Below are 16,792 nucleotides of genomic sequence, written 5' to 3' on the forward strand. Positions count from 1 at the left end.
TGAGGCCTACCGTACACGAGCCGATCACGCTTGCAAGGTTCAGGATCGATCAAAATGTTAGCGAGCGAGGGCTCTGACATAGGCCTGACACGCCTGCAGGGCAATCAGTCCGCTATCGCCTGCGTCGGTGATGGCGATAATTCGTTGAGCATGCGCCGCGTCAAGTCGGGCTCGCGGGGCGCCATGATCCACGCCGCCGGCGCTGGAGGCGGCTGGCACTGCACAGGTTGAGGCAGCGTCATTGGTATCGAGGAGGACTGACAGGCGCACATCAGCAGTGGCAAGACGATCGCGCAGGCGACCTTGATCACGTTCGGCATCGCTAAGTGCTCGATAATGGGTTTGCTCACTGGCCGAAAGCCGCTGCTCCAGGGCCAGACGCTTGTTCTGCTCGGCCTGTTGCTGCGTGGCGGCCGTCTGAGTCAGTTGATTAAGGGTCTCGGCGTGCAGCCTGGCCTGCTCCGCCAGTTGCCGGCCATAGCGCCAATCCTGAAACTGCCAGGCCAGCGCCGCCGAACAACCGGCCAGCACCAGCAGACCGATCAGTCGCCAACCGATCAGACCGACGGCTGGCATAGCACCGCCCTCGCCCGCGCCCAGATTTCCAGTCGATCCTGCAAGCCGTTCAGTCCGCCGTTGATACGACGAGTGATGCTGTTGAACTGGTCGCGGTCGGCCAATTCATTCAAGCCGTTCTGCTCCCAGAACCATGCCGCTGATTCAGCGGCCCATTGGGGTTGTTCCAGCAGTTCAGGCAGAGACAGCAGACGTTCATCGCCGAACAAGCCGAGACTGCATTGACGGTAGTTGTTGCGACCGGTGATCTGGATCAGGCCACGGCCACGGTACTTTTGACCGTCGCCGTCGGGTTCTGGAGTGTTGCCCAAGCGGGCGGCCAGGGTGCCGGTGTCGTATTTGCTCAGGTATTGAGTGCTGCCCAGTTCACGTACGTACTGCAACTGCCCCGACTCGTGACCGACTTGCGCGAGGAAGGCGGCGATGCGTTTTGGGGTGTTGATGTTGCGGTGAGACATGGCGGTGTTCAGGGCGAAAATGAAAACGCCCGCTTGGGAGCGGGCGTTGGGCATTATTCTTACAAGACTGTTTTCAGTGACTGACATAGCGTTCAATCCTGCCTGCATTTTCCGGTCGAGTCATGGTTAGCGGCCTCGACCTGTCAGCCATTTCTTTGCCAGGGCTTTGAGGGTGTTGTTCGGCCCCGCCACTTCGTGCGGCGAATATAGCCATCCGAGAGTACCGAAGTTCGCCGTCCACTCGAGTTGCGGAGCCGGTGTTACATCGGTGATGTCGACCCACAGAAGATCCGGATGAAACATCTCGGCCATATTGCCTTCGGTCGAAAAGAGTTCGACCACGGTGTTCTTAACGATGCGTGCGTAAGTTCTCATCAGGCGTACTCGTAAATGATCACGACACCCGGCGCGCCGGCGCCGCCGGGTCTTCCCGGCTGATTGGGAGCGTTAGCAATTCCACCCGCACCAGAACCGTAGCCGGTTCCCGGTGCCGCAAGTGCCATCGCAACACTGCTGCCGAAACCGCCGCAACCCAGTGGTGAATTACCACCATGACCGGCAAGGGTTGATCCGTTGACGGATATCCCGGGACTACCGGCTGCTCCCGCACTGTTGAGGATGTTTGCGCCCGTGGATGGCGTGCTTGGGAAACCGCCCACGAACAAGCCGACTGCGGGGAATGTGATACTGCCGATCCAAGGCGAACCACCACCTCCGGGAGCAGAAACCAATGAACCGAAAGAACTGGTGCCGCCCGATCCGGCATTCGCCGCAACAGGCCCCGCCGCTCCGCCAGCCCCTACGGTTATGACCTGACTGGCGCCTATCGTTGCAGAGGAAAGCAACGCTTCGGCGTAACTGCCGGAGGCACCACCACCCGTAAGGGAAGCCTGATTGGTCGTCGTTGTCCCGATCCCCGCACTCCCCCCGCCGCCACCCATCACCTTGACCAGCACATTCTTCATCCCGACCGTCGGCACATAAACGCCGGACGAGGTGAACGTGCGCACACTCAACAACCTGCCGCCCGTGGCATTGCCGCCACTTGCATAGACCAGCAGCCAACTGTCCAGCGCTGCGCAATACACCACCGAACACAGACTACCGCCGACAATTTCAGCAGGCCGCAATGCACTTGAAGCCAGATTGACAAGCGGCTTGGGCAACAAGCCATTCGGCGCAAACGTGCTAGCGCCGGTATTGGCATTGCCAGCAGTGAAGCGCAGGACCAAACCGTCTTTCAGCATGGTGATGGCCGGCACGTAGTTGGCCATGTAGAGGTTGGCAGAGCCCACATCCGGGGCATGTTTGTCCTCGCCTGCCTGACTGAGTTTTTTGACTGCTTGCAGCAATTGCGTCGCGTCCGTTTCACTCGGCTCAAGGCCGGCGGATTTGACGACATTCAATAACTCATCAGTAACGTCATTGCCCCAAGTGGCGGGAATCAAGGATCCCGGCAACCCTGCAACGACGTCTTCATTGACAAACTTTCCATTCACCAGCCCTACGCTGGGAACACTTTTTGGATAATCCAATTTCTCTTCTTCCTGTTATTGGGCAAGGCAGACAAACTGCCGTCACACGCGAGAGCGGAAACGAAAACGCCCGCTTGGGAGCGGGCGTTGGGCATGATTTCTTTTAGCTGAATATCCGAGATGCGCATCCTTTGATCCCTAATGAACGCTTCAGTGGATTTGCGGCACAAGCCAGGCAGGAACCACCGGACGATGCTGTGAAGCCGGAAACAATTCCAACTGAGGCCAATCCCGCAGAGCCTGTACGTAAGCAAGCAGCTCAATAAATGCATTCGAGTCCAACGTGTGCACCCTCCCCATCCCACTCTCATCGCGATGGCGCTCAAGCAACCACTGAACACGTCCAATTTCAGTGTTGCGCCATGCCCTCTCAGCCTTGCAAAGCTCAGCCAACTCGAAAGCATCGTTTTTTGCCCATTCCTTACCATTCCAGGCATGAAACTCTGTCGGTCGAGGTTCAAGGGTAAACTCCAAAGGCAAGTCGCCCAGCAGATCCAGTTCGACAGCTTCTCCGTCTTCAGTTCTATACGCAATGCAGTGATGCTCAGGAACAATTTTCCATTGCCCACTCTCTCGAATAGCGCATTCGCCTGCTCTGACAGGAGGCGGAGGGTCAAGATAGGCATCTGCAGGAATTAGCCAGACACCCTCTTCCATAGGAGAGGGGTCCGCCTGACTTGAGAATAAAAACTTCCCCGTGACCGGATCGCAGTTATAAATAATCCTCACAAATCCTCCTTAATACTTAATACAAGCGAGCAGCGCTATATTACGTGGACGGGTTTCCGCACCTCCCACACTGGATGTCGAAAAGGTATAGGGCCCGCTATAAAAATCATCCGTCGACGTAATCCCACCTCCCGCATTGAAGTCGTTTGCCTGGTAGCCCACAACAGTGTGCGCATGGCTTTGAATGGCATAACTCTGAGCGCTCCCAAATAGCCGCCCACTGTCCACCGCACGACCATCGTCCCAGCAGCGTAGAAACTCACCACGTAAATCCGGAAGTTTGAAGGTACTTGTTCCATCCCCCGCCCCATGAGTTGTACCAATAGCCGCAAATAAGGAGGCGTAGGCGACTCGACTGACCAGCGCGCCATTTGCCTTCAACCAACCACCAGGAGGTCCAGGCATTGCGAAATAGGCGACCATGCCCTGCGGAGCCAATATCGTTGCCTGACTGGCCTCAAGCGCGTCGGTTATTCCATAACCATTCAACGTAGTCGGCTTGTTTTTCATTTTAGTGAAATCAACAAGTACACCAACAGCCGAAACCAACTGATCCTCTTTCGTCTCGTCAGGCGTTAATCCCGCAGCCTTGACTACGTTCAAAATTTCCTGCGTAACCGTATTCCCCCAACTGGCCGGGATCACTGATCCCGGCGTGCCGACTTCCGGGTTCTCATCCGCAAACCGACCATTAACCAACCCGACACTAGGCACGCTTTTTGGGTAATCCATACTCCCCCCTACAGGTCGCTAACTAACGTTCGAATAGCCACAATGGCCTCTTCCATGACTTCTTTCGCCAAGTCCATCTTGCCCTTGACGACATGAGCCTTGATTTTCTCTTTGGCCTTCAATCGGAGAGTACGGAGCGTCAGTAAACTTTTATTGAACTGAGCCGTTTTTACGAGAATCTCGTCGGCAGCCTGTTTAGCTGTCCGGCCTTTGATAACCCATGCGGAGACGGCCAGCGGCACGTCTTTTTTCGGGTAACCCGCATCCTGAAAGGCTTGGGCGTCGACGGCGGCCTGGGCGTACTCCATGGCTTTGAGAGGATCACCGGCCAGAGCAGTGCGCGCGCTGTCTGCGGCAGCATCGACTTTGGCGCACAGGCGTTCGGTTTCCTGTTGTTCCAGCAGGGCGACTTTCGCGGCGTCCAGCACCCATTGTTCACCGTCCCAGTCATGGGCGGCGGAAGGCTGTGCGGGACGTAGTCCGTCCTCGAACTGATGAAGCTCTTGAATAACGTTCATCGAATCAACTCCCAGGAAAGACTGACATTGACTGCCGCCGAGAAGTTGACCGCGATCCCAGTGGCGTAATCAGACACGGGGTGGTTTTTGATCCCCATACTGAACAGCAATTCATCGCTGACGGCGCTGGTCGAACCGAGCATGTGTTCGGCCTGGTAGGACTGCCACAACGAGCGCAATTGCAAATGGTCGAAACTGGCGGTCAGGGTCGTGACCGTGGCGTCGTTGACAAAGTTATTGGTAAAGATCACGCACGGCATCGGGTTCGTCCAACCACCATCGTGATTGGAGCTTGTGGTCAGCACCGGAGAGAGAAAGCAGTAATTGCCGCCAACCCAACCCGTTGGCGCAAACGACACCCCAGTGATCTCGGTCGCCGAAGGCGTCGGGTTCCCCACCACCAGACGTGTCGCCCGGGCATGAGGATCCAGAGGCAGGTAAACCACACCGCTGCCGTTGACGGTTTGCGTCCACGCCAATCGGTTACGGTTGTAGATCGGCCTGACGACTGGAACGGACCCCGGTGCTCCCGTCATTATCCAGGCAATGCAGATGTCCAGCGGCGTGGATTGAAAACCGCCCCCCGCTCCGCCATTGACAGTGCCCTTCAGACCTTCGGGCGCGACGTCATAGATTGTTCCTCGTTGCGCGTAGAACGTCAGCGCACCACCGATCACCTGCGCCCGCAGGAAGTAGCTGGAGGTCGCCAACAAATCACTGCTCCACGCTTGGGTGGTAAACGTCCGCGCCCTCCCCAACTGCCCCGCGACGACTTCCTGCCCAATGCTGACCAATACCCCCGCCGGAATCGACACCCGGCCGCCGCTGGTCGAAACTGCCGCCGGGGTTACCGCCAAACGCCCATCCGCTGTAGCCACCGTGGCCGGCGGCAACGAGCCGATCGGCAATGCCGAATCCAGATTCCAGCCCTTGGCGGACACGCTCTGAATTGCTTGCAGCAACTGATCGTACTTCGTCTCGTCCGGAGTCAGATCCCCGGCCTTGATGACGTTCACAATTTCCTGCGTTACCCCATTCCCCCAGTCCGCCGGAATCAACGACCCCGGCGTCCCGGTCAGCGGGTTCTCATCCACAAACTTCCCATTCACCAACCCGGCGCTGGGCACACTGTTCGGATAATCCATCTCTCTACCCCCTAGTCATAATTGATGTGCACCTTGGTATGCGCCGGTGCGCTGCGATGGATCTGGCATTCCAGGGCCGAGCCCGGGTTCATGCCGAAGCGTTCGCCCCAGTAGCTGGCGCCGAAACGTCGGCCCAGCAGCAGGCGGCCACCGGTGTTGAGCGTCCACATGAAATGCGCCTGCCATGTTCCGAAGTGCGCCTGGCCAAACCGGGCCCGTCCCATGCGCGGGACTTCAAGCTCGGTGATGGTGGCGTTCGGATAACCCTGGCTCTTGGCGATCTCGACGTAGTAGCTGATGGCTTGGCTGCCAACAGCGAGCAGTCGCCGGCGTACGGCAAGGCGGCGGTCGTCGAACAGTGGCGTCGCGCCCAGGCACGGGTCGGGCAGGTTCATCACCCGCTCCCAGTCCGGCACCAGTTCACTGACGCCAGCCGGGTCCATTTCGTTGAGCAGGTCAGCGGCGCGAGCGTCGAGGAGGGCCAGTTCCTGGGCGACGCCTTCAAGGACTTCTTCGAGTTCCGGGACCCGCTCGGGGTCCCACGCCGGGCCGCTGGGCAGCAGGCTGCGCAGTTGGGCGTGGTATTGCGCGGCGGTTCTGATCACTGCCATACGCAACCTCCGAAGGTCAGCAACTGGTTGCTCTCGGCTCCGACGTCGGCGGTAGGTGACTTGAGATCGTGATCACTTTCGCCGGTCGCGCTGCTGATGGCTTCACGGATGTGACTCACCAGCAGGGTGTCGCCCAGGCCGCCTTCGCGGTTATGCAGATCACGCAGTTGCGCCTCAACGGCAGCGCGCACGGCCGTGGTGTCGGGCTTCAGGCTCAGTCGGTAGGTCACCGGCACTTGTACCGGTGGCAGCACACGCAATTCGGCGGTGACTGGCCGCAGAGGTTCGATGTAGGCCTGGACTTCAGCCAGTCGATCGGGATTGGGGACGGGTTGCGTATCGTCGTCACGCATGATGTACAGACTGACAATGCCGGGGCCGGGATAGCTGCCGCGACACCAGGCACGGGTCACCCCCGGACATTCGAGCGCCCAGGTTTCGTAGTCTTGTGCCGAACCGCCGTGAGGAATGATCCGGTAAGAACGAATCACCCGGGACCGCAGGGACTCCAGACTTTCCCGAGCGATTCCGCCGGTCAACCCCGGCGCCAGAACCGTGAAGCTGTTGCCGATAATGCCCAGAATCGGCTGCACCGGAATCAGCGTCATGCCAGCCTCGGCGTTGCCCAGGCTGCCGGCCTCGAGCGCGGCGATGGTGGTGCTGTTGAGGCCATTGCTGGTGGTGCGCGCGGCGGTCACTTTGTAGGTGCGACCGTCGCTCGACTGCAGCAGGGTGTCGACGTCCAGCACGGCACCGGCGCTGGCGGTAAAGCTGACGCTGCCGCTGGCTGCTTGTGCGGCTTTGCGTGGCTGATTCAGACGCAGTGCGGCGATCCGTTCCAGGGTCGATTCATCGGCCTTGTCCGGGAGGATCTGCTCGGCGATCCAGTCCAGATAGCCATACAGGCCGTAGGCGGCGCCACCGAGGGTGCGGGCCAGCACTTGCGCATCGGACTGGCGCAGCGAATCGCTGGCCAGATCGCTTTGGGTGCGCTTGATCAGCACCGGCAGCGAAGGGGTTTCAAACGGCATAGATCACCTGCCAACTGTTATCGGGGTTGATGTCCAGGCGTTCGCCGTCGGCCAGGGTCAGGACCGTGCGCAGGTTCAGGCGCTGGGCGTCGAGGCGTTCGCTGATGATGTCGATGGCGCTGCAATGGCCGTCATCGATCAGCCATTGCAGGGCTTCGCGGGCATAGAACTCGGCGTCCATCTGGGTCTGTCGGGTCAGTTTGACCCGGCGCAACAGCCACAGCCGCGAACCGATGCGGTCGTCGGCAACGGTAGGAAACGTGTCGCCCCACCAGCCGAAACGCTCTTCGTCGTCGAGGGCATCGTCATCGGCGGCGCGGCGCCAGGTGAACAGGCTGATCAGCACTGAACGGGTCAGTGCGGCGTGGAGGTTTTGGCTGATGAACATCACTGCCCTCCTGCCGGTACGCCGGTCTGGCCGTTGCCCGCTTGAACGCCGACATGCACGTGTTTGATCTGGCTGATGCCGCCGGCAATCTGGTCGCCCTGGGAGACGATCTTGCCGGTCTGGTTGATAGCGGGCGTGTCGATGTTCACCGCGCTGCTGGCGCGGATGTTCAGGGTGGCGGTTTCGATGTCGATGATCCGGCCACGCTTGAAGTGAATTTTGTCGCCTTCGTCGGTGTAGATCGCCACTTCGCCAGCGGCCAGGGACTGCAGGCGATAGCGACGGTCGGCGACCACCAGCACGATGGCATGGGAGCGATCACCGCCCAGAAAGGTGGCGATGCCTTCGGCACCGGCCAGCGGATTGCTGGTGAAACCGTAGGGTTCGAAGTGCTCCATGTCGTCGTTCACTTCGCCGGCGGTGAGGCGCATTTGCAGCGATTGAAGCTTGGTGGCCGAGTTGGCGAGCACGACAGTGCCGCGCGCCAACAGGCGTGTCAGTAGGCTCATTGGATTTTCCTTGAAGGCGACCGCCGCTCTTGTGGGAGCTGGCTTGCCTGCGAAAGCGGCGGATCAGTCACCTTGATGTTGGATGTGCCGCCGCCATCGCGGGCAAGCCCGCTCCCACAGGGTCGGGTGCCGGGATCAGGCCTTTTTGGGAGGCTCGGGATTGGCGTCGAAGGTATGCGGCGGTGCGACTTGCAGGGTGGTGACCGAGCCCTGCGCCGACAGCGAGTAGGTCACCTTCGAGATCAGCATGTCGTCATCGAACCCGAGTACCGGATCCTTGACCCTGACCAGCATGTTGTGGCGCCACAAGTCGCCGTTCGACTGTCGCCAGCCTTGAACCTGGTAAGTGGTGGTCAACGCCTTGCCCACGCGGGTGGCGGCTTCCCAGTTGGCCCGTTGCAACGCGAGTTCGGGAGTGATTTGCATGCCTTCGTTGATCACCGTGACCCGCCGACGCTTGTAGCCCAGGTCGGCGGACACCGATTCAACCTCGCTGACTGCTGCCCCGCTCTTCTTGTCGGTGCCCTTGTGCTGACCGATCACCCGGTATTCGGAGAACACCTGGCTGTAATCCATCGGCGCGTTGGCCGACAGAATATTTTTGCCCAACTCCAGCGCATCGCTGGCCCGGCCACCACTGCCAGGCCTGGCCAGCACCAGCCGCCCCTGGGCATCATCGGTAGAAAATACCCGGAACAAGGTCAGCAAGCGGTCGATGGATTGAAACACCGTTTCCCCCGGCACGATGGTGTGACTGCTGAGCCGGGCGGTCTCGGGAATTTCGCTGACCACAAACACCTTGTAGGTGATCGCCAGCGCTTCGACGATGCTCAACAGCGATTGCTCATGCCATTGGTTCGGGCGGTTGGTCGCGGCGCAATCCACCAGGTCCTGGGTGCAGGAACTGCCTTCGATGTTGAGGCTGATCTGCCGCCCGTCATAACTGATCGGGGCCTTGAACACATACCCGGTCAGCACCAGATCCTGGCCGATGCGCACTTCACAGGCGTCACCGGGCTGGATCCGCTTGTCCACGGTCTGCCCCGGCCATTGCCAGGTGATGTTGAGTTTAAAGGTGCGGAACTGACGCTCCAGATCCGCAGTGATTTCCACGCTTTTCCAGCCACCGTATTCCAGGCCGCCGACGGTCAGGGTGACCCGGTTATCCATGTCGTTCATGGTTCACTTCCCGGAAACTTTCACATCGTTCGGCGGCAGGAACAACGGATGGGCAACACCGTTGCGTTGAGTCACTTCCGTGACCCGCGTGGCATCGGCAAATTGCCGATAGGCCACGACGACAGCAGGCAAACTCTCCTGAAAGGATTTACTGACCAGCCGCACGCCGGACGACGCCACCGCCTTGAGGTGCGCATTCAAGTTCTGCTTCAGGTCATTGATGGCCTGATAGTGCGCGGGACTGGCCTTGTTCAGTGCCAGTTGGATCGCTTCGTTCAACTCCTTTTGCAACAACTGCAAATCGTCGGTGACCGGCACTTCCTGACGGGTAACCGGCTGCAGCGTCTGATGATCCAGCGACGGCTGTGACGTCAGTTTCACCGGCGTCGACGCCACGGGCATCGAGGCGACCCATTGCGCCACCTTCACCAGCAGCGTGTCTTGCACCAGATCGGCCATGGCTTGCGCCGCGGCCGTAGTGTCCTTGCCGGTGGTGAGCTTCGGTGCATCAGTCTTGCGGATGGCTTCGATCTGCTGGGAAACGTTGGCAATCACGCCACGATAACCTTCGCGAGCGAAGTCCTTGAGTTCCTGGATGTCGCCGAGCAAGCCCTTGAATTCCGCCGCCACTTCCTTGGGCAATTCCTTGACCGCCTTGACCAGCTCGCTGATCTGCCGGTACTCCTCGATCAACGGTTTGAGCTGTTCCTGGATCACTTCATAGACCCCGGTCAGGCTGTTGCGCAGATTGGCGATACCGATCCGCGCGGCCTTGATCAGGGTCATGGCCTGTTCGAAACGCGCCACCGCCGAGCCCAGCAGCGTGTCCGCCGATGACAGCAGCACCTTTTGCGTGCTGACCGTGGCCGTCGGAAATTGCAGGGGTTGATCGGGGTAGAACTTCAGGGCAAAGGTCACCAGCCCGCCGTCCTGGCGGGTGTGGGTCATGTCGCATTCACCAACCTTGACTTGCATCCGCCCCAACCACGGGTGGACCAGTTCACCACTGCCCTGCTCCAACGCCTTGAGCAACTTGTCGCGCTGCTCCAGGCAATCGGCGCCGACAATGAATGCCGTCAGGTCGTGGATCTTCGCCTGCTGGCCAAGGCCCTCGAAAAACGGCTGGTCACGCTGTGGATACTCATGCAACTGGCCCTTGTGGCCGACAGGAGTTTTCGCCTGATCGACCCAAAAACCGACACCCCGAAAGGACGCCGGCAACAAACGGTCACGCCAGTTCATTGGAACCTCCCAGAGACAGCGAGCGATAGCCGATGCGCGAATTGAGCGACAGCCCCGGTTGATTGGTTTGCGGTTGATCGGTGCGCAGCCCGGCCGGTGCGTTTTCGAAGCGCACGGTCAAGCCGCCTTCGAGTTGCGTGCGGTTATTGGCGGCGCTTTGCTGCACCAAGGCGTTGGAGCCTTGGGCCAGGTTGTTCGGCAGCAGCGCCGTGTCATTGCTGGCACCAAAGAACGCAGGTGAGAGCTCGCCCTTGCCTTCGGCATTGGTTTTCCGTTGCGCTGCGGTCAGGCCTTCGACCTGACCGGTAACACTGGCAATGAAACCGCCAAAGCCACCGTTGAACATTTCCTTGATCGGCGCGATCAGTTCTTGCAGCTTGCCCCACCAAGTGGAGAACCACTCGGTGACTGGCTCCCAACCTGCCTTGAACATGTCCAGGGGTGACCAATCAAAGAGCCCCTTGAAGTAATCCACTGTCGGTTGCGCCAGCACTTGCAGGTTCTGCCACATCCCCGAGAAGTAATTGCTCACCGGGTCCCAGGCTGCACGAAACACTTCAGACGGCGACCAGTCGAACAGACCTTTGAAAAAATCCACTGTCGGTTGCGCCAGCACTTGCAGGTTTTGCCACATCCCCGAGAAGTAATTGCTCACCGGGTCCCAGGCTGCACGAAACACCTCAGACGGCGACCAGTCGAACAGGCCTTTGAGAAAATCGACCGCCAACGCGGCCAGCGCACGAAGCACATCCCATGTTGCCGAAAAGAACGCAACCACCGGTTGCCAGGTACGGGCGACGTTGTCCAGCACGCTCCAGTCAAAGAGCTTCTTGAAAAAGCTGATCACCGGCACCGCCAATGCCCTGAGCAAATCCCAGAGCGCGGAAAACAACCCCACCAGTGGCTGCCAATTACTGGCAACCATGACAAGCGGATGCCAGGAAAACAGCGTCTTGAAAAAATCGACGATGGGTGCGGACAGGTTTTTTACTTCCTGCCAGAGCGAACCGAAAAAGCCACTGATCGGTGCCCACGCCTCCTTCAGCGCCTCGAGCGGCTTCCAGTTGAACAGGCTCTGGAACGCTGCAAACGTCGACTCCGCCGCCCCTTGCATCGCTTGCCAGATACCTTTGAAGAATCCCGATATCGGCTTCCAGTAAGCCACAATCAAACCCGCTGTCAGGGCAATCACTGCCGCGACGATGCCAATCGGCGAAGTCAGCAGCCCCATCACGGCAACGAGCCCCATGGCCCCTGCGGTGACCACCGTAAAGGCCACGGCTGCCGCCGCCAACCCTTCGACCAGTGAAGGGTTATTGGCGACAAATTCGCCAACGGCAGTGATCAACGGCATCAGGCCGGTGACCACACTGTTGACGGCCGGCAGCAGCGCCTGCCCCATTTTCAAGGAAATACCCTCTACCGCATCGTTGAACTGCTTGAGGTTGGTCGCTGTATTACCGAGCGAGACCTCAGGCGCTTTCAGCGTCGTGGTTTTATTGGATTTTCCCTCAAGTTCATCTTCTGCCTTGATTGCCTTTTTGATGCCGCTGATGAAGGGTTCCAGCAGCCCGCCCCCATTGATGAAAGCGCCCGCATCGAGAGTGCCAAGACTGTCCTCGATGCTTTTCTTGAATTCGCCGATCCTGGCCTTGATGCCCTTGAGCTGGGTGTCCAGCTTCTGGGCGTTAATCACGACCACGGACATGTTCACCGTGGTCTGAATGTTCGTCAGGCTCATGCTTTGTTGTATGTTCGCCATCACTGCACCTGCTGCATCGCATTGATCCGTTGCGCGTGCTCCAGCGATTCGCGGAGCACATCCAGTGGCCTGGCCATCATCTGTTCGGGGTCAACCTTCCAGAACCAGGCCAGGTCATAGGCGACTGCGATCAGGTCGGTGATGGCGCCGACGCCGCACTCATGAAAAAACTCGCGACGGCCCAACTCAGCGCGTTGAGGTCAGCCAGGTCCAACTGGTTGACCGACGACGGCGGGATGCCGGCGCACACGGCGATGTATTTGGCCGCGACGTCCATGTCGAGGCTGACCTCTTCGCTCTTGTCGATCTTGTACGGCAGCGCCTTGATCGCCCGCACTTCCTGCACCGTCGGACGGCGCAGGTTGAGTTCGGTCAAGGGCTCGCCGTGGGCTTCGATCGCAACTTGAAGCTTCACGGCGTTGCTCATTGCCAGGTCCCCTTGATGCCTTCGAATTTCAGTTCGATGGTGGCGTCATCGCCTTTGGATACCGGTTCTTCCACCAGGTAGGCGCCAGCCAGCACAAAGACTTTGCCGTTGCTGAATTCGCAGGTGACGGTCATGTCAGTGCCTGCGATCAGTTGCTTGAGCGGGAAGTCCGCGGTGTGCAGCGCCGTCACTTTGAACGACGGCGCGATGTCGGTTTCCTTATAGAAGCCCGGTACGACGGTTTCCCGTTTAACGGCCATCAATGGCGCTTCGCAGCCGCCGTTGATGGTCAGTTGAGCGCCGTCCACTTTGACGTAGCAGGTGCCCGCAATCAGTTGACCCATGGTGTTTCTCCCTTCAAATAAAAAGCCCACGCGCGGTGGGCTGAAATCACACAGTCAAAGGCAGCGATCAGGCTGCGTCGTCGTACTGCAGACGGAACTGGTTAAGCAACGCGAACACGCGCAGGCCGTTGATGTAATCCGGCGGGAACAGCACGTTGACCCGGCTCGGGTCCTGAACATCGCGCTCGACGATCAAGTGTTCGGCGAACAGCTCGGCGTTTTCCACGTGGCCTTCCAGTTCGAGCTTGGCGTACTGGGCGATCAGCTCACCGCGAATGGTGCTCGGGGTCACGATCGGCTGGCCGGCGCCGAAACGGGTGCCGTCGGAGGCCAGTTTGTGGCGACCGTATTTGCTGGTGATCACGCTTTGCAAACGACGCACGATGAACGCCGACTGGTGCATGGTTTCGCTGTCCAGATAGGAGTTATCTGCCTGGCCGTAGGCGTTCTTCTGATAGGTGGTGATCGAACGCTGGATGCGCACGTAGCCGCCTTCGTAGTACGCGGTAGCGATGCCGTAGTTGAGCAGCGACTGACGCTCGGTCAGGGTGAAACGCTCGCTCGCCGGTGCCGGGTCGAGACCGGGCAGGCTGCCGCTTTGAGTCGGACGGCTGGCGTCGGCAGAGATGAATACCGAAGTACGCGCAGCCAATGCGGCGGCCTGCACCCAGAACGGTTGCGGTACGCCCGGTTCCAGCGCCTGAATGGTCATGTGCTGATCGTTATGCGCCTGACCGGCCGCCACCAGAGTACCGATGGTGCCGCGCTTGGCGCTGTAGACGTGACCGAACAATTGCTTGGCCCAGGACCAACGACCGGTGCTGTCATCCATGACGGCTTGCCAGGTGTTGAGGGTCGACAGATCCGACCACGGCATGCAGATGAACTCGAACGGTTCATCGCCCAGCGCCGCCACGGCGGCCACTTGATCCGGCACACCGGCACCGCCGGTCATGGCAGTGATGGCCGAGGTCAGGCCTGCCGGGGTTTCTTCGCCGTTGCTCTTGCCCAGGCGATTGAATTGCAGGCTGATGTCGTTGCCGCTGTCGCCAGTCCATTTGGCGCTCAGAGTGACCACACCGTCGACGGCTGCAGCGCTGACCGGCAGATCGGCGGATGCATTGATTTTCAGTGCCAGGGCCGTGGCCGCTTGCGCCGCAGTGGCACCATTGACGATGGCCGCCTGAACGCGAACGCCGCCGACGTAAAGGTTGAGCACACCGCTCTGGGTCGCCGCACCGGTCAGGGTCAGCACGCCTTTGGCAATGCTGCCTGCAGTGTTGTGCAGCGGCAGGCACCAGATTTCGCCGATCGGGTCGGTCTTGCGCCAGGTTTCATACATCGAGGCGAGCATCGAGCCCTGGCCGCCAATGCTTTTGGCCAGTGCCACGCTGGACACCAACACCAGTTTGCCGACATCGGCCGGCGCGATGTTGTCGTTGACCTGAGCGACGATCAGGCGGCGCATGGCCGACGACGCGCTATTGGCGGCCGAGTTGTCCATTTCGGCATAGAACAGCGGAACACGAATGTCCGCGGGGATGTTGCTGAATCCGATCGCCATTATTTGGCTCCCTGTGGTTTCGCCGCTTTCACGGCTTTGGTAGTGATATCGCCATCGGCCAGACGTCGACGCCACCAGGCGTTGTCCGGCACTTCACGGCCCTCGAGGGGCAACAGATCGCCCGCTTCCGGGTCCGGCACGACACGGCCCGGGGCCGGCAGCACGGTGATGCGTTTGCTCATGGGGTTACGTCTCCAGAGAAAGTCAGTTCCAGGCGCCCGTCGGGGCCTGGGCGTTGCAGATTGGGGTCCGCCGGATCGATCGCATCGACCCGCACGGTGACCCCGGTAAAGGACGACAAGCCGTCCAGTTCACGCTCGTGCCAGCTCTCCGCCGGTTGGCCCGGCAGATTGCGGCCGAGCTGGAATTCAGCAAAAAAGCGCAGGCGATACAGCACACGGCTGCTGTTGATCGAAACCAGTTCGCCGCCGTCGTACTCGATGGCTTCGTAGTCGCTGCCGGGCTTGAAACCCACCAGTGCGCGCCACAGCTCGGCGCGCAAGTTGTGCAATTGATCCAGCGCTGCCGCGGCGTCCGTGGTGTCGAGCACCAGGGTCACCTCGAAGCGGTCGCGGATGGGTTGCAGCATCAGGTTTTGCGCGAGGCTCTTGCTTGCCACATCGGCAATCGGCACCACATAGGCGCAGGGTGTTTGCAGCGGGGTGTTGGCTTGCAGCGTGGCGAGGTCGATGCCGGCGGCCACGCGATTGGCCAGGGTTGGGCATTGCTCACGCAGCTGCGTGAGGATCGGAGTGATCTTCATGAGGGCGCTCCAGTTGTATGGAAGGTGCAGTCAGAAACCTGTGGGAGCGAGCCTGCTCGCGATGGCGGTGGGTCAGGCAACATCGATGTTGAATGTGCTGCCGTCTTCGCGAGCAAGCCCGCTCCCACAGGGGATCTCGGTTGTATGCAAGGGTTGTGCGGACACACTGGCTTGCTCGCGAAAGCGGTGGGTCAGTCAACATTGATGTTGGATGTGCTGCCGTCTTCGCGAGCAAGCCCGCTCCCACAAGGGATCTGCATTACGCCTTGGCGTCCAGGCAGGTCGCCTCGATCGTGCAGCGATAGCTTTTTTCCCGGTCGCCGGTGGCGGTGACCTTGTCGATCGACCAGCGACCGCGCATGAAATCCGGCCAGGAGGGGTCCAGCAGCACGATCCCTTCAGCGGACAATCCCGGGTTGCCAGGGCATGCGATCGTCACCTTGAGTGCTTCACGCATCATCCGGCGCACCTCACCTTCGCCGGCGGCCCGGGCATCGTCTGCGCTCTGGTAACGCTGGCGAAGGGTCTTGAACGGCGCGATGCCGCTCTCCTCGACACGCACTTTGCCGGCCGCCGCATCCCACCAACTGGTCTTGCAACCCTGGTATTTCGCCCGGGCGGTTTCATCCAGGACGGCGGAGATAAAGGCCTGATCGCCTGGGCGATTGTTGGTCGTCACCGACAGCTTTATGGTCGGCAGGACTTTGCCCGATAACGACTTCGCCTGCCCTCGCCGAGCCAGCACATACAGCTCGTTGACCGGTTTAGCGACGGCGTCATGCAGGTAGGCCAGTCGCGTCAGAAAACCCATGTCGGTTTCGTTGGACTGATCGATGTGCTCGATTTTTATCAGCGACAGGTCCGGGGCCACACGAGGGGAAAAGCCGTGCCTGGACGTCAACTGGCGAAACAGCGCACCCAAGGTCGTCGGGCCATGACTGACCGACCGGCGCTGCTTGAATCCGGTCTGATCCGCCGCACTGAATGGCGCCGCCGTGGCCACCAGCGTCAGACGCAGGGGAAACAGGGTCGGGGTGCGCCGGGTAATGACGAACTCGCCTTTATCCACCAGCCCCGACTCCAGATAACCGACCCGAAGACCGATTTTTCCGCCGAGACTCGGTAATCCTTCAAGCCCATCCAGACTGATCGTGAGCGTCAGTTGATCGGACTCGATCCCCGCCGCATCGATGTGCGTCCAACTGAGCAACCGTTCGTTGAGCAGCGCAGCGTTCGCGCCGTAAATTTCCACCGCAGGCGTGAAACCCAGTGACATGCA

The 16,792-nt window shown here is 60.0% G+C and carries 22 protein-coding genes; all 22 read right to left on the reverse strand.

The window, feature by feature from the left end; translation table 11 throughout:
* Positions 1 to 57: 57 nt before the first annotated feature.
* The 22 genes from AB7M22_RS20600 to AB7M22_RS20705 all read right to left on the reverse strand — a co-directional run bounded on the left by AB7M22_RS20600 (position 58) and on the right by AB7M22_RS20705 (position 16,789).
* Positions 58 to 576, reverse strand: a complete 519-nt coding sequence (locus AB7M22_RS20600; protein ID WP_454187627.1) for a lysis protein — start codon at positions 574 to 576, stop codon at positions 58 to 60.
* Complete coding sequence (locus tag AB7M22_RS20605; RefSeq protein ID WP_454187628.1) at positions 558 to 1,121, reverse strand: glycoside hydrolase family 19 protein; 564 nt, start codon at positions 1,119 to 1,121, stop codon at positions 558 to 560. Before AB7M22_RS20605 ends, AB7M22_RS20600 begins: the two co-directional genes overlap by 19 nt.
* Before the next feature lie 39 nt (positions 1,122 to 1,160).
* Positions 1,161 to 1,409: a hypothetical protein gene (locus AB7M22_RS20610; protein ID WP_454187629.1), complete on the reverse strand. Its 249-nt coding sequence runs from the start codon at positions 1,407 to 1,409 to the stop codon at positions 1,161 to 1,163.
* A complete protein-coding gene (locus AB7M22_RS20615; RefSeq protein ID WP_454187630.1) occupies positions 1,409 to 2,569 on the reverse strand; it encodes a glycine-rich domain-containing protein in 1,161 nt (386 codons plus the stop codon). Before AB7M22_RS20615 ends, AB7M22_RS20610 begins: the two co-directional genes overlap by 1 nt.
* 150 nt (positions 2,570 to 2,719) lie before the next feature.
* Positions 2,720 to 3,298, reverse strand: a complete 579-nt coding sequence (locus AB7M22_RS20620) for a hypothetical protein (protein ID WP_454187631.1) — start codon at positions 3,296 to 3,298, stop codon at positions 2,720 to 2,722.
* A gap of 9 nt (positions 3,299 to 3,307) precedes the next feature.
* Positions 3,308 to 4,030 (reverse strand): phage tail protein, encoded by a 723-nt coding sequence (locus AB7M22_RS20625; protein WP_454187632.1) that lies wholly within the window; start codon positions 4,028 to 4,030, stop codon positions 3,308 to 3,310.
* An 8-nt stretch (positions 4,031 to 4,038) separates the two neighbouring features.
* Entirely contained in the window at positions 4,039 to 4,548 is a 510-nt protein-coding gene (locus tag AB7M22_RS20630) for a phage tail protein (protein ID WP_454187633.1), read from the reverse strand.
* Positions 4,545 to 5,693, reverse strand: coding sequence for a phage tail protein (locus AB7M22_RS20635; RefSeq protein WP_454187634.1), 1,149 nt, complete (start codon positions 5,691 to 5,693; stop codon positions 4,545 to 4,547). Before AB7M22_RS20635 ends, AB7M22_RS20630 begins: the two co-directional genes overlap by 4 nt.
* Before the next feature lie 11 nt (positions 5,694 to 5,704).
* Positions 5,705 to 6,304, reverse strand: a complete 600-nt coding sequence (locus AB7M22_RS20640) for a YmfQ family protein (protein WP_454187635.1) — start codon at positions 6,302 to 6,304, stop codon at positions 5,705 to 5,707.
* Positions 6,295 to 7,335 (reverse strand): baseplate J/gp47 family protein, encoded by a 1,041-nt coding sequence (locus tag AB7M22_RS20645; protein ID WP_454187636.1) that lies wholly within the window; start codon positions 7,333 to 7,335, stop codon positions 6,295 to 6,297. Before AB7M22_RS20645 ends, AB7M22_RS20640 begins: the two co-directional genes overlap by 10 nt.
* Entirely contained in the window at positions 7,325 to 7,723 is a 399-nt protein-coding gene (locus tag AB7M22_RS20650) for a phage GP46 family protein (protein WP_038979177.1), read from the reverse strand. Before AB7M22_RS20650 ends, AB7M22_RS20645 begins: the two co-directional genes overlap by 11 nt.
* Positions 7,723 to 8,232 carry a phage baseplate assembly protein V gene (locus AB7M22_RS20655; protein ID WP_123501200.1) on the reverse strand — a complete coding sequence of 170 codons (510 nt, stop codon included), beginning with the start codon at positions 8,230 to 8,232 and terminating at the stop codon, positions 7,723 to 7,725. The genes AB7M22_RS20650 and AB7M22_RS20655 overlap by 1 nt, the downstream gene beginning before the upstream one ends.
* A 135-nt stretch (positions 8,233 to 8,367) precedes the next feature.
* Positions 8,368 to 9,411, reverse strand: a complete 1,044-nt coding sequence (locus AB7M22_RS20660) for a phage baseplate assembly protein (protein WP_454187637.1) — start codon at positions 9,409 to 9,411, stop codon at positions 8,368 to 8,370.
* Positions 9,412 to 9,414: 3 nt separating this feature from the next.
* Complete coding sequence (locus AB7M22_RS20665) at positions 9,415 to 10,653, reverse strand: DNA circularization protein (protein ID WP_454187638.1); 1,239 nt, start codon at positions 10,651 to 10,653, stop codon at positions 9,415 to 9,417.
* Entirely contained in the window at positions 10,640 to 12,415 is a 1,776-nt protein-coding gene (locus AB7M22_RS20670; RefSeq protein WP_454187639.1) for a phage tail protein, read from the reverse strand. Before AB7M22_RS20670 ends, AB7M22_RS20665 begins: the two co-directional genes overlap by 14 nt.
* Positions 12,415 to 12,600 carry a hypothetical protein gene (locus tag AB7M22_RS20675; RefSeq protein WP_105340307.1) on the reverse strand — a complete coding sequence of 62 codons (186 nt, stop codon included), beginning with the start codon at positions 12,598 to 12,600 and terminating at the stop codon, positions 12,415 to 12,417. The genes AB7M22_RS20670 and AB7M22_RS20675 overlap by 1 nt, the downstream gene beginning before the upstream one ends.
* Positions 12,546 to 12,842 carry a phage tail assembly protein gene (locus AB7M22_RS20680; RefSeq protein ID WP_007907223.1) on the reverse strand — a complete coding sequence of 99 codons (297 nt, stop codon included), beginning with the start codon at positions 12,840 to 12,842 and terminating at the stop codon, positions 12,546 to 12,548. Before AB7M22_RS20680 ends, AB7M22_RS20675 begins: the two co-directional genes overlap by 55 nt.
* Entirely contained in the window at positions 12,839 to 13,186 is a 348-nt protein-coding gene (locus AB7M22_RS20685; RefSeq protein ID WP_454187640.1) for a phage tail tube protein, read from the reverse strand. The genes AB7M22_RS20680 and AB7M22_RS20685 overlap by 4 nt, the downstream gene beginning before the upstream one ends.
* A 67-nt stretch (positions 13,187 to 13,253) precedes the next feature.
* A complete protein-coding gene (locus AB7M22_RS20690) occupies positions 13,254 to 14,750 on the reverse strand; it encodes a phage tail sheath subtilisin-like domain-containing protein (protein WP_454187641.1) in 1,497 nt (498 codons plus the stop codon).
* Positions 14,750 to 14,932 carry a DUF2635 domain-containing protein gene (locus AB7M22_RS20695; protein ID WP_007907211.1) on the reverse strand — a complete coding sequence of 61 codons (183 nt, stop codon included), beginning with the start codon at positions 14,930 to 14,932 and terminating at the stop codon, positions 14,750 to 14,752. The genes AB7M22_RS20690 and AB7M22_RS20695 overlap by 1 nt, the downstream gene beginning before the upstream one ends.
* Positions 14,929 to 15,513 (reverse strand): phage tail terminator protein, encoded by a 585-nt coding sequence (locus AB7M22_RS20700; protein WP_008010176.1) that lies wholly within the window; start codon positions 15,511 to 15,513, stop codon positions 14,929 to 14,931. The genes AB7M22_RS20695 and AB7M22_RS20700 overlap by 4 nt, the downstream gene beginning before the upstream one ends.
* A 259-nt stretch (positions 15,514 to 15,772) precedes the next feature.
* Positions 15,773 to 16,789, reverse strand: coding sequence for a phage late control D family protein (locus tag AB7M22_RS20705; protein ID WP_454187642.1), 1,017 nt, complete (start codon positions 16,787 to 16,789; stop codon positions 15,773 to 15,775).
* Positions 16,790 to 16,792: the final 3 nt, after the last annotated feature.

Source organism: Pseudomonas sp. ADAK2 TE3594, from assembly GCF_053628675.1.